Annotated in this window: 11 protein-coding genes; 8 read left to right on the forward strand and 3 right to left on the reverse strand. The window is 44.4% G+C overall.

Annotation, left to right across the window (positions count from 1 at the left end; translation table 11 throughout):
• Positions 1 to 4 precede the first annotated feature (4 nt).
• The 3 genes from R7R24_RS14995 (at position 5) to R7R24_RS15005 (ending at position 2,566) form a co-directional block, all read left to right on the forward strand.
• Positions 5 to 796: a sulfite exporter TauE/SafE family protein gene (locus tag R7R24_RS14995; RefSeq protein WP_005385965.1), complete on the forward strand. Its 792-nt coding sequence runs from the start codon at positions 5 to 7 to the stop codon at positions 794 to 796.
• Positions 797 to 883: 87 nt separating this feature from the next.
• On the forward strand, positions 884 to 1,705 hold the full coding sequence (gene lgt, locus R7R24_RS15000; protein ID WP_005381948.1) for a prolipoprotein diacylglyceryl transferase: 822 nt from the start codon (positions 884 to 886) through the stop codon (positions 1,703 to 1,705).
• Positions 1,706 to 1,714: 9 nt separating this feature from the next.
• A complete protein-coding gene (locus R7R24_RS15005; protein WP_025768429.1) occupies positions 1,715 to 2,566 on the forward strand; it encodes a thymidylate synthase in 852 nt (283 codons plus the stop codon).
• Between the two features lie 70 nt (positions 2,567 to 2,636).
• On the opposite strand, the gene R7R24_RS15010 is transcribed toward R7R24_RS15005, so the two are convergent.
• Entirely contained in the window at positions 2,637 to 3,779 is a 1,143-nt protein-coding gene (locus R7R24_RS15010; protein ID WP_054578527.1) for a flavohemoglobin expression-modulating QEGLA motif protein, read from the reverse strand.
• A gap of 147 nt (positions 3,780 to 3,926) precedes the next feature.
• Entirely contained in the window at positions 3,927 to 5,072 is a 1,146-nt protein-coding gene (locus R7R24_RS15015) for a Na/Pi symporter (RefSeq protein WP_025768431.1), read from the reverse strand.
• A 386-nt stretch (positions 5,073 to 5,458) separates the two neighbouring features.
• Here R7R24_RS15015 and nhaR point away from each other — a divergent pair, with 386 nt between their 5' ends.
• Together nhaR and R7R24_RS15025 are read left to right on the forward strand one after the other, a co-directional pair.
• Positions 5,459 to 6,349, forward strand: a complete 891-nt coding sequence (nhaR, locus tag R7R24_RS15020; protein ID WP_005381942.1) for a transcriptional activator NhaR — start codon at positions 5,459 to 5,461, stop codon at positions 6,347 to 6,349.
• A 288-nt stretch (positions 6,350 to 6,637) separates the two neighbouring features.
• Positions 6,638 to 6,946: an ArsR/SmtB family transcription factor gene (locus tag R7R24_RS15025; RefSeq protein ID WP_005381940.1), complete on the forward strand. Its 309-nt coding sequence runs from the start codon at positions 6,638 to 6,640 to the stop codon at positions 6,944 to 6,946.
• A gap of 304 nt (positions 6,947 to 7,250) precedes the next feature.
• On the opposite strand, the gene rpsT is transcribed toward R7R24_RS15025, so the two are convergent.
• Positions 7,251 to 7,511, reverse strand: coding sequence for a 30S ribosomal protein S20 (gene rpsT / locus R7R24_RS15030; RefSeq protein ID WP_005381938.1), 261 nt, complete (start codon positions 7,509 to 7,511; stop codon positions 7,251 to 7,253).
• Between the two features lie 305 nt (positions 7,512 to 7,816).
• On the opposite strand from rpsT, the gene murJ reads away from it, so the two are divergent.
• The 3 genes from murJ to ileS all read left to right on the forward strand — a co-directional run bounded on the left by murJ (position 7,817) and on the right by ileS (position 13,277).
• A complete protein-coding gene (gene murJ, locus R7R24_RS15035; RefSeq protein ID WP_005381936.1) occupies positions 7,817 to 9,379 on the forward strand; it encodes a murein biosynthesis integral membrane protein MurJ in 1,563 nt (520 codons plus the stop codon).
• Positions 9,380 to 9,448: 69 nt separating this feature from the next.
• Positions 9,449 to 10,384 (forward strand): bifunctional riboflavin kinase/FAD synthetase, encoded by a 936-nt coding sequence (ribF, locus tag R7R24_RS15040; RefSeq protein WP_005381933.1) that lies wholly within the window; start codon positions 9,449 to 9,451, stop codon positions 10,382 to 10,384.
• A gap of 64 nt (positions 10,385 to 10,448) precedes the next feature.
• The gene (ileS, locus tag R7R24_RS15045; RefSeq protein WP_054578528.1) at positions 10,449 to 13,277 is read left to right on the forward strand and encodes an isoleucine--tRNA ligase; all 2,829 of its coding nucleotides are present in this window, start codon (positions 10,449 to 10,451) and stop codon (positions 13,275 to 13,277) included.
• Positions 13,278 to 13,293 lie beyond the last annotated feature (16 nt).

A 13,293-nucleotide genomic window follows, 5' to 3' on the forward strand; every position in this document is an offset into this window, starting at 1 on the left:
AATCGTGACCGTCTCTTTATTTTTGTTATTGTTGGCGCTAGGCGCTTTTGTGGGTGTGATGGCGGGGTTACTCGGTATCGGTGGTGGTTTGATTGTTGTTCCTGCCTTGTTGTATTTGCTTCCTCTTGCTGGGATCTCTCCAGAAATGAGTATGCACATGGCCTTAGCCACTTCGTTAGCGAGTATTATTGTCACGTCTGGCTCATCGGCGATGAATCACCTTAAGCTCGGCAATGTCGATATGTTTGTCGTAAAATGGTTGATGCCTGGTGTGGTCATTGGTGGCTTTGTTGGTGCCAATATTGCTGAGTGGATCCCTACACACTATTTGCCGAAAGTGTTTGGTGTCATTGTTCTTTGCCTGTCAGTACAAATGTTTCGTTCCATTAAAGTTACGAGCAGTAAACCTATGCCGAGCAGCCCTGTGACTGTAGTTTACGGCACGGGAATTGGTGTCGTATCAAGCCTTGCTGGTATTGGTGGTGGCTCACTGTCGGTACCATTTTTAAATAAACATGGGATAGAGATGCGTAAAGCGGTGGGCTCATCCTCCGTTTGTGGTTGCGTGATTGCCATTTCTGGTATGATCGGCTTCATCTTACATGGCTATAAAGTGGAAGGCTTACCTTCATACAGTATTGGCTATGTTTATCTTCCCGCTTTATTAGCGATTGCTATGGCCTCGATGCTCACAACAAAAGTGGGTGCGAAGCTGGCAACTAACCTTCCAACTGCGGTATTAAAAAAGATATTCGCGGTGTTCTTAATGTTTGTTGCAGCGACCATGCTGCTCTAAGTTTGTACCCAAGTCATTCTCGCTGGACCAAGCATCTAGAGGTTACTTGGGTATATTTATTTTGTTGTGATAAGAAGAGAATGATTTATGTCTCAGGGATATATTGAATTTCCCAATATTGATCCGGTTTTAATCTCTATTGGTCCTGTTTCGGTTCGTTGGTACGGTTTGATGTACCTTGTGGGCTTTATGTTTGCTCTATGGTTAGCTAACCGACGTGCGGATAAGCCTGGAAGTGGTTGGACACGAGAGCAGGTTTCTGATTTGTTGTTCGCAGGCTTCCTTGGCGTGGTGATTGGTGGCCGTGTAGGCTACGTGCTTTTCTACAATTTTGAGCTCTTCCTGGCTGACCCTTTGTATCTATTTAAAGTGTGGACCGGTGGTATGTCTTTCCACGGGGGCTTACTGGGTGTGATTACCGCGATGTTCTGGTATGCACACAAAAACGGGCGAACTTTCTTCGGTGTTGCTGACTTTATCGCGCCGCTTGTGCCATTTGGTTTGGGTATGGGGCGTTTAGGTAACTTCATGAACAGCGAGTTGTGGGGCCGAGTAACGGATGTGCCTTGGGCGATCGTTTTCCCAAATGGCGGTCCACTGCCACGTCATCCATCGCAACTTTATGAAATGGCGCTTGAAGGTATCGTCCTTTTCTTCATTTTGAATTGGTTCATCAAGAAACCTCGTCCTCTAGGTTCTGTTTCAGGACTCTTTCTTGCGGGTTACGGAACCTTCCGTTTCCTAGTAGAATACGTGCGCGAACCAGACGCTCATTTGGGTTTATTCGGTGGCTTTATTTCCATGGGACAGATTTTATCCCTGCCAATGGTGGTTATCGGTGTCCTCATGATGGTTTGGGCATACAAACGTGGTCATTACAAAGACGAATTACCACAAAAGACGAAGTAAGGTATTGGTGTGAAACAGTATTTAGATTTGTGTCAACGCATCGTTGACCAAGGTGTTTGGGTTGAAAATGAGCGTACAGGCAAGCGCTGCCTGACCGTAATCAACGCGGATTTAACCTACGATGTTGCGAACAATCAATTTCCGTTGGTCACCACACGTAAAAGTTTTTGGAAAGCGGCCGTTGCAGAACTATTAGGGTATATTCGTGGTTACGATAATGCGGAAGATTTTCGTAAGCTGGGCACGAAAACCTGGGATGCCAATGCCAACCTAAATGATGCCTGGTTGAATAACCCATACCGTAAAGGTGAAGACGACATGGGCCGTGTCTATGGGGTTCAAGGGCGCGCCTGGGCGAAACCTGATGGTGGTCATGTTGACCAGCTACGTAAGATAGTGGATGACTTAACGCGTGGTGTTGATGACCGCGGTGAAATCTTGAACTTCTACAATCCGGGTGAGTTCCACATGGGGTGCTTGCGTCCTTGTATGTACAGTCACCATTTTTCATTGCTGGATGATACGCTTTACCTGAATAGTACTCAGCGTTCGTGTGATGTACCGCTTGGCTTAAACTTCAATATGGTTCAAGTTTACGTGTTCTTGGTGATTATGGCGCAAATTACGGGCAAGAAACCTGGTCAGGCATTTCATAAGATTGTGAATGCTCACATTTATGAAGATCAGCTTGAACTGATGCGCGATGTTCAGTTGAAACGTGAGCCATTAAAAGCGCCGACGTTCCATATCAACCCAGAGATTAAATCTCTAGAAGATTTGGAAACATGGGTCACACTGGATGACTTTTGGGTTGAAGGGTACGAGCATCACGATCCTATTCGTTACCCATTCTCAGTGTAACGAGTATCGTTCTTCAAGATATAGAAAAAGCTCCGAATGGAGCTTTTTTCTTTTTTGTACTTAGAAGGTATTATTTTAGTGCACTGACAATATAACGGTGAATTGGGTTGGTCTGCATCGGTGTGGACAGTGCCGGGCTAATAAACTTAGGTTGAGTGAATATTTCTTTACTCACTAATGAACGGATAAGCTCAAAGTACTTCAGCTCTGTTTTCCCGCACAACAATAGTGAAAAGTCATCGCCCAATCTATCATAGGCATTGAGCACCTCTCGGAATCCTCTAAGATACAAGTAATCCTTCGTTAAACCTCCACCTCGATAGACTCGGGCAGTCGTTGTAAATGCTTGAAGATCAGAAGTTTTATACTGTTCTTTTAATAGCATGAACGTATGGCGGAAATCGCGATCCTTGATCATCGACTCTACTGCCAGAACTCGTAAGGCTAAGGTTCTTAGGCGCTTGATACTGAAATGTCCTGACAGATACTCACATAATATAGCCAGCCCTTCTTGAGTGTTGGTATTGGCAGGACAACCTAAGCTCAGGACTTTTAGCGGTTGTTGACGACCGTTAAGCGTAGTTAGGAGATGTACTCCCATTTCATGATGTGCAAGAGCCTCCAGCTCATCAGTGGTGATGTACGCCGCGTGGTTAATTTTGACTCGAGACCCTGAAACTAGTGCGTTTGCTAACATCCCGTCCAACACCTGTATTTCACATTCATACCCATTGCGTTGAGCAAAATTTTGCATGAAACGTGCTATTGCACGGCTATCGTGCTGAGGTTCTTTTTCTTCTTCTGTAGGAAGGTGCAATATGAAATGGGCGTTGGCAATATCTTTGGCGCTCGGTTCCCCATAATAGCGTAAGGAGTTATAAAGAAACTCTTGCGTGCCGATGGTATTCACTTGATCCAGTTTATCTGCATAAGACTGAATTACATCCGCGTACAGCCTCTGCAGTTGGGTGTCTTGAATGTTTTCTAGAGGTAGCTCATATAGACGTCGCTTTGCGCTGTGGGTATCTACGTTAGTAATTGAATATTGAAAATTAGGCTCTTGAGAATATTTGTTTTTAATGAAACGTTCTCTTTCTTGAGCATAATTAAGAGGATTCACGCTACTGAGGATATCAATATCAGCAACCAGTTGGGTTAGGTTTTCGTCTATTGCGAGTAGCTGATCAGAAATAGCGTCATTAAGCTGCGTCATGTTGTCGACTCCAAATGAGATAGCTCAGCATAAGCATGCTGATGTGGCTCAAATTATCACCGGACAATCGATTTGAACAGTTTAATTATCATAAAAAAGGCTCCACGATGTGGAGCCTAAACAATAAGCGATGGTATGTCGTTGTTGTTACGTTGTTAGGGCTAGAATTGCACCTGGTAGAATAACGAATACTGACATTAGGTAACCACCAACAACTGCTTTATTCTTAATAGCCATTTCAGAAATCATCTCAGCGCCTTTAACCGGAATCTCACGTAGGAATGGAATTCCAAAGATAAACAGCGTCGCCATGATGTTAAATACTAAGTGGACTAGAGCGATTTGTAGTGCGAATACTGCGAACTCTCCAGATACCGCTGTCGCTGCTAGTAGTGCCGTAATACAAGTACCAATGTTAGCACCCAGAGTGAAAGGGTAGATATCTCGTACTTTCAACACGCCAGTACCAACCAACGGAACCATTAAACTTGTCGTGGTTGAGGAAGATTGTACTAGAACGGTCACGATTGAGCCTGATACGATGCCGTGAATAGGACCACGACCGATGGCGTTTTTCAAAATTTCACGTGCGCGACCAACCATTAGGCTCTTCATCAATTTACCCATCACTGTGATTGCAACGAAGATAGTCGCAATACCCAAAGCAATAAGCATGACGCCGCCAACAGTATCACCGAAGGTAGAAAGTGGCTCTTTAATTGCGCCTACGACTGGCTTTGTAATTGGTTTAATAAAGTTGAAGCCTTTAATGCTCATATCACCAGTAGCAAGCAGTGGAGAAACAAGCCAGTGAGAAACTTTCTCTAAAATGCCGAACATCATTTCCAACGGAAGGAAAATAGCGACAGCAAGCAAGTTGAAGAAGTCATGAATGGTTGCACTTGCAAATGCACGTTTGAACTCTTCTTTACAGCGCACGTGGCCAAGAGACACAAGCGTATTGGTCACTGTGGTACCAATGTTAGCACCCATCACCATAGGGATAGCGGTTTCTACAGGTAAGCCACCTGCAACCAAGCCTACAATAATAGACGTTACAGTACTTGAAGACTGAATTAAGGCTGTTGCCACCAAGCCGATCATTAGACCTGCAACTGGGTGTGCGGCAAATTCAAATAGCACCTTAGCTTGATCGCCAGTTGCCCATTTAAAGCCACTACCAACCATAGATACTGCTAGAAGAAGCAGATATAACATGAATGCCAAGTTAGCCCAGCGTAACCAACGAGCTGTGCTCGAAATTGGTGCCACTGTTGAAGTAGCTTGGTTCATCATAATTTTCTCCGTTGACCTTTCAGTTCATTTTTCGGTCTGTAGTTGAATCTGCGGGCGATGTTAGAGAACAAATATTTCAGTAATATTACAGATTTCTTGCTGTGAGAGATTTTTATTGTTCTTTTTGATAATGGCGTAAAAGAGGAAGAAAATTAATTTTTAACTTGTTGATTTTAATGGTTAAATTTTGATTTAGTTTTGTTTGGTTTTTGCGTTTTTTTTGTAGAGAAAATGCGCCTCAGTTCAACTTTTATGACAGTGTTGACTTTATACTTTCGGTAAAACTTATGCTTTTGTAAGGTATTGTATGGTTTTGTCGAGTTTATTGTTTGTCTCTGTCACATTTGGTATAAAAAGTATCACTTTCTTTTCGGGACTCGATCATGTCACATCTAAACTACAACCATCTCTATTATTTCTGGATGGTGTGCAAACAGGGCTCTGTAACTAAGGCGGCTGACGCGCTCTTCCTGACACCGCAAACCGTGACAGGACAGATTAAAGCGCTTGAAGAGCGCATGAAAGGAAAGTTAACCAAGCGCAATGGTCGTACAGTTGAGCCCACTGAGTTAGGTCAGCTTGTGTTTAAGTACGCCGACCGGATGTTCGGTTTGAGCTATGAGATGTTAGATATCGTCAATTACAGCCAGCACTCGAACATTCTATTTGAAGTTGGTGTAGCCGATGCATTATCTAAACGCTTGGTCAGTAAAGTACTGATGACGACCGTCCCGGAAGATAACAGTATTCATTTACGCTGTTATGAATCGACCCACGAACTGCTACTTGAACGCCTTTCTCAGCACAAGCTAGATATGATCCTTTCGGATTGTCCCGTTGATTCTACTCAAAGTCCTGGCCTTTATAGCAAAAAGTTAGGTGAAAGTAGCATGAGCTTTTTTGCTTCTTCTGAAATTGAAAATGTGCGATTCCCTGAGATCTTGGAACAAAAAAAACTTCTGATTCCCGCGAGCCGAACGGCTATGGGGCGTAAAGTTATTCAATGGTTTGATCGTCAAGGTCTTCAACCCAATGTGCTGGGGGAGTTTGATGATGTTGCGTTGATGAAAGCTTTTGCTCGGTACCACGATGATGTGATTTTCTTGGCACCGACCGTATACATGTCGGAGATTGAAGACGACCGAAATTTACAGCTAATTGGCCATGTCGATGGGCTAAAAGAAGAGTACTACGTGATTTTTGCGGAACGAATGATCCAACACCCCGCGGTAAAAAATGTTTGTGATGCTGATTTCAGTCAAATGTTTGAGTAAACCCGTATCGTTGCGTAAATAAATAGATTACTATCAATAAAAATATAATTCTAAATAATATCTAAGTAAGCAAGATACTTGTTTTAGTGAGCAAAACTATTAATTATTGATGGCGCACCAATTAAAATCCTTGGTGGATAATATTGGTGTATCACTAACAACTAAATTAGAGGTTCTAATAATGAAGACTCTGGAAGTGTATCTTGATTTTCTTAGATATATAAATCAGTGCAACACAACAAGCTGGCCAGGGTTGGAATAAGTAAGTTGTAGCTAGAGGTCCAACACATGAATCTACAAGAAATGGAGCAGAACTCCGCAAAAGCCGTCGTGTTGCTCAAAGCGATGGCAAACGAGAGACGCCTACAAATCCTTTGTATGCTGCATAACCAAGAGCTGTCCGTGGGAGAGCTGTGTGCAAAGTTAGAGCTAAGCCAGTCGGCATTATCTCAGCATCTTGCTTGGCTTCGCCGTGATGAGTTAGTCACGACAAGGAAAGAAGCACAGACGGTGTACTACACATTAAAGAGTGATGAAGTGAAAGCGTTAATAAAAACACTGCATAGTCTTTATTGTGCTGAGAGTGCTCAACATTAATTAAATAGTCCTAATATACTGCTCATCTTAGAGTGTGAATCTAACTTGTTGGAATATTTGAGAGTGGCGTTAAACTTTTGATGATAGGGTACTACTCATCGACCAATTTGCTTTGTTCTCAAGTGTTTTATTAGTGCTTTCTAGTTTGAGCGTTATATGGGTAATGAATAAGCTGATGTCTTTAAATGGGACATTCAGAAAAAGAAAAGCTGGCATTGCCAGCTTTTTTTATTAAGAAAACTTTGTAGATATAAAAAAACCGACACAAGGTCGGTTTTTTCTTCACTGTAAAATCAGGACTCTATTAAAGAGCTTTGATTTGTGCAGCGAAACGAGACTTATGGCGAGCTGCTTTATTCTTGTGAATAAGGCCTTTAGTTGCCATGCGGTCTAGGATAGGTGTAACTACAGCGAATGCAGCAGTTGCAGCTTCTTTGTCGCCTGCTTCGATAGCAGCAACAGTTTTCTTCATGTAAGTACGCATCATTGAGCGACGGCTAGCATTGTGCTGACGACGTTTCTCAGCTTGGATAGCGCGCTTCTTAGCAGATTTACTATTTGCCAAGGGTCTAACTCCCAAAAACTTAGTTCTGTGACAATTTAAGGGCGAGGAATATCCCTCATTTGCGCTTAAATGTCAAATGATTTGTGCAAAAACCGATCTAAGCCAAAACAAATTTTGGTAAGAGAGGTTATCGCGGTTAAGATGGCGGGGATTCTAACAGCATTTTTATACCAATGCTAATAATTATCCGCGAAAGGCACACTTATTCCTTACAACCCGCGGATAGATTTTTGACGTCTATTTGCAGCACCTGTCAGAGAAACAGTATAGGGTTAGCTGTCTTATGGTGATATTCCGAGGTTACAGTGAGTAAACGACTACTCAAGTCTGGCATGATCGTCAGTGCTATGACATTTATTTCCCGCGTTCTTGGCCTAGTTCGTGATGTTGTAGTGGCAAATTTAATGGGGGCAGGAGCAAGCGCAGACGTCTTTTTCTTCGCCAATAAAATTCCTAATTTTTTACGACGTTTGTTTGCTGAAGGTGCTTTTTCCCAAGCGTTTGTACCTGTTTTAACGGAAAGCCATGCTCAAGGCGACATGGATAAAACTCGGGAGCTCATTGCTCGTGCGGCGGGTACATTAGGGGTGATAGTCTCAATTGTTACCATCTTAGGTGTTCTAGGTTCCGGAGTGGTGACTGCACTGTTTGGTTTTGGTTGGTTCCTAGACTGGATGCATGGTGGTCCCGCGGCTGAGAAGTTCGAACTTGCTAGCGTGATGCTCAAGATTACCTTTCCTTATTTATGGTTCATCACTTTTGTTGCCCTATCGGGAGCCATTCTCAATACACTAGGTAAGTTTGCGGTTTCTTCGTTTACTCCCGTCTTCCTCAACGTAATGATCATTTTGGCAGCATGGTTTATCTCGCCGCAGATGTCACAGCCAGAGATTGGCCTTGCCATCGGTGTTTTCCTTGGTGGTTTGGTTCAGTTCTTATTTCAAATCCCTTTCCTTATTAAAGCGGGGGTTATGGTTAAGCCGAAATGGGGCTGGCGCGATCCGGGCGTGGTGAAGATCCGAACCTTAATGATTCCTGCTTTGTTCGGTGTGTCGGTAAGCCAAATCAACTTGTTGTTTGATACTTTTATTGCCAGCTTTCTGCAAACCGGTTCGATCAGTTGGTTGTACTATTCAGATCGCTTGTTGGAATTCCCGTTAGGTCTGTTTGGTATTGCTATTGCAACGGTGATTTTACCAGCATTATCACGCAAACATGTTGACGCACAAAATGAAGGATTCGCACAAACCATGGACTGGGGGGTGCGCATGGTGATCTTACTTGGCCTTCCTGCAATGCTTGGTTTGATGGTACTGGCAAAACCTATGTTGATGGTGTTATTCATGCGAGGTGAGTTTTCGCCACAAGACGTACATCAAGCATCATTGTCACTCTTTGCTTACGCTTCAGGCTTGTTGAACTTTATGCTGATTAAAGTGCTCGCTCCGGGTTATTACTCGCGTCAAGACACTAAAACGCCAGTGAAATACGGCATCATTGCGATGGTGACCAACATGGTATTTAATGCAATTTTTGCGTACTTCTATGGCTACGTTGGCTTGGCTATCGCGACGGCACTATCGGCATTTGTGAATATGGCACTGCTGTATCGTGGCCTGCACATCGCAGAGGTATACCAAATCACTAAGCGAACCGTCTTCTTTATTATACGTTTAGCTATTGCTGGCGCGGCGATGGTGGCGGCAATCTTATGGCAACTGGAAGATATGTCAGTATGGCTGGGCTGGAGCTTTGCTCACCGAAGCGCGGTGCTAGGGATGTTGATCGGTTTAGGAGCCGTAGTTTACCTAGTGGTTCTATTTTTAACTGGTGCGCGTTTAAAAGACCTAAAAGCTGGGACAGACTGAGGGTGATTAGTATATAATCCGTCAGTTTCACACAGTGTAAAGTAAAACAGAGGCAGAAAGCAGTATCCAATGGAACTGATTAGAGGCATTCACAATATCAACCCGCGACATCATGGTTGTGTGCTGACTATTGGCAATTTCGATGGTGTCCATAAAGGCCATCAACAAGTATTGCAGCAAGTGTCTGAGCAAGCGGACAGGCTATCCTTGCCTTCTGTTGTGATGACCTTTGAACCTCAGCCGATGGAGCTGTTTGCCAAAGACAAGGCACCTGCAAGGTTGACGCGATTACGCGATAAGTTCGTGCAATTGAGTAAGCTCGATATTGACCGCTTACTGTGTGTCAATTTCAATCGCCATTTTGCAAGTTTAACCGCGGAAGAGTTTATCCGTGACTTGTTGGTCGAGCGTTTGGGTGTTAAGTTTCTTGTCGTTGGTGATGATTTCTGCTTTGGCAAAGGCCGTACAGGTAACTTTGCAATGCTGCAGGAAGCAGGGGAAAAATACGGCTTTGATGTCGTAAGTACCCAGAGCTTTTGTTTACAACAATTACGTGTCAGCAGTACGGCTATCCGTCAAGCGCTGGCGCGTGACGATTTGCATTCCGCGCAACAGATGCTGGGAAGAAACTACAGCATCAGCGGTCGTGTTTCTCACGGAAGAAAGCTAGGTCGAACCATTGGGTTCCCTACTGCAAATATTCCTTTGAAACGCTGTGTTTCTCCGGTTTCCGGAGTCTATGTTGTTCAAGCGCTTGGCTTAGGAAATAAGCCAGTTGGTGGTGTTGCTAATATTGGTCAAAGACCAACCGTCAATGGTGTTCGCCAACAGTTAGAAGTGCACTTATTCGACTTTCATGCCAATTTATATGGCAAGCAACTAGAAGTGGAACTTTTGCATAAACTTCGAGATGAGCAAAAGTTTGAGTCGTTTGAAGCACTTAAACAACAAATCGAATTGGATGCTGAAGCAGCAAGGGTGTGGCTGCGTCAGCTTAAGCGTTGAGCGGTTTATTCCACCGTTCAACATAATGTCTAATTTTCGCCCAATATAACGGAATTAAGAATCGATGAGTGAGTATAAAGATACCCTGAACTTACCTGAAACAGGGTTTCCAATGCGCGGCAACCTGGCCAATCGTGAGCCAGAAATGCTTAAGCGTTGGTACAAAGAAGATCTTTACGGTGAAATCCGTAAAGCTAAGAAAGGCAAAAAGTCATTCGTATTGCACGATGGCCCTCCTTACGCAAATGGTGACATTCATATTGGTCACGCACTAAACAAGATTCTTAAAGACATTATTATTAAATCCAAAACACTTTCAGGTTTTGACGCACCTTACATCCCAGGCTGGGACTGCCACGGTCTACCAATCGAATTAATGGTAGAGAAGAAAGTAGGTAAGCCAGGCCAAAAAGTGACAGCAGCGGAATTCCGCGAGAAATGTCGTGAATACGCAGCAGGTCAGGTTGAAGGTCAGAAAGAGAGCTTCAAGCGTCTTGGCATCATGGGTGAGTGGGACAAGCCATACCGCACTATGGATTTCGCAACTGAAGCGAACATTATTCGTGCTCTTGGTAAGATCGCAAGCAATGGTCACCTGCTAAAAGGTTTCAAACCTGTTCACTGGTGTACAGACTGTGGTTCTGCTCTTGCTGAAGCGGAAGTAGAATACAAAGATAAAGTATCACCATCTATCGACGTTCGTTTTAAAGCGGCTGACGAAACAGCACTGCTATCTAAATTTGAACTGACAGAAGGTCATGAAGGTCACGGTGACGTATCTATCGTTATCTGGACAACAACACCTTGGACACTGCCTGCAAACCGCGCAGTATGTCTACGTGATGATCTAGAGTACGTGCTTATCCAAACAGAAGGCGACAACGCTGAGCGTATCATCGTTGCTGCTGAGCTAGCGAAAGACGTAATGGACCGTGCGGGTGTCGAGCACTTCCACAACCTTGGCTTTGCTAAAGGTGCGGACCTAGAGCTTTCTCAATTCCAACACCCATTCTACGATTTCACTGTACCGGCGATCCTTGGCGATCACGTTACGACTGATTCAGGTACTGGTGTTGTTCACACTGCTCCTGGTCACGGTCAAGAAGACTTCGCGGTTGGTAACAAGTACAACCTAGAAGTAGCAAACCCAGTTGGCTCAAACGGTGTTTACCTACCAGATACAGAGCTATTTGCTGGTCAGCACGTATTTAAAGCGAACGATGCAGTAGTAGAAGTACTAAAAGAAAAAGGTGCACTACTACACCACCACGCTTACGAGCACAGCTACCCACACTGTTGGCGTCATAAGACTCCAATCATCTTCCGTGCTACACCTCAATGGTTCGTTTCTATGGATCAAGCTGGCCTACGTGCTAAAGCATTAGAGTCAATCAAGAATGTAGAGTGGATGCCTGAGTGGGGTCAAAGCCGCATCGAAGGTATGATCGAAGGTCGCCCTGAGTGGTGTATCTCTCGTCAACGTACTTGGGGTGTGCCAATTGCTCTGTTTGTTCATAAAGAAACAGCAGAACTTCATCCAAACACGCTAGAGCTGATCGAGAAAGTCGCGAAGCTGGTTGAAGAGAAAGGCATTCAAGCATGGTGGGATGTCGATGCAGCTGAACTACTAGGTGCTGACGCTGACCAATACGAAAAAGTGCTAGATACGCTAGACGTATGGTTCGATTCAGGTGTCACTCACTTCTCTGTTGTTGATGCTCGTGAAGAGTACAACGGCAATAGTGCAGACCTATACCTAGAAGGTTCTGACCAACACCGTGGTTGGTTCCAGTCTTCTCTAATTTCATCTATCGCGATGAAAGACGAAGCGCCTTACAAACAAGTACTGACACACGGTTTCGTGGTTGATGGTCAGGGTCGTAAGATGTCTAAATCTATCGGTAACGTGGTTGCGCCAAAAGACGTAACTAACAAGCTAGGTGCTGACATTCTTCGTCTATGGGTTGCTTCAACAGACTACACTGGTGAAGTTGCGGTTTCTGATGAAATCCTAAAACGTAGCGCAGATGCTTACCGTCGTATCCGTAACACAGCGCGTTTCTTCCTAGCTAACCTGAGCGGCTTCAACCCTGAAACAGACATCGTTCCTGTTGAAGAGATGGTTGCGCTAGATCGCTGGGCAGTTGGTCGTGCACTAGCAGCACAAGAAGAGATTGTTAAAGCATACGAAGAGTACAACACACACGGTGTAACTCAGCGTCTAATGCAATTCTGTTCAATCGAAATGGGCTCTTTCTACTTAGACGTAATTAAAGACCGTCAGTACACAGCAAAACGTGGCGGCAACGCTCAACGTAGCTGTCAGACAGCACTTTACTACATCGTAGAAGCGCTAGTTCGTTGGATGGCGCCAATCATGTCGTTCACTGCAGATGAAATCTGGAACGAAATGCCAGGCGAGCGCGACAAGTTCGTATTCACTGGTGAGTGGTTCGACGGTCTATTCGGTCTTGCTGAAGGTGAAGAGCTGAACAACGAATTCTGGACTGAGATCCAAGCGGTTCGTGGTGCAGTAAACAAACTTCTAGAAGATGCGCGTAAAGAGAAAACCATTGGTGGTGCACTACAAGCTGAAGTGACTCTATTTGCTGATGACACACTAGCGGCGAAGATCAACAAACTTGAAGATGAACTGCGCTTTGTTCTACTAACATCTGCTGCGAAAGTTAAGCCTCTAGGTGAGAAGACGGATGCAGCACAAGCGACGGATATCGAAGGCTTGTTTGTAGAAGTAGCAGCAGCTGAAGGCGAGAAGTGTGACCGTTGTTGGCACCACACGCCAGACGTAGGCACAATTGAAGGTCACGAGAAGATCTGTGGTCGTTGTGTGTCTAACGTAGACGGCGAAGGTGAAGTACGTAAATTCGCGTAATTGCCTAGAACGACTG

The organism is Vibrio sp. 704, assembly GCF_033339295.1.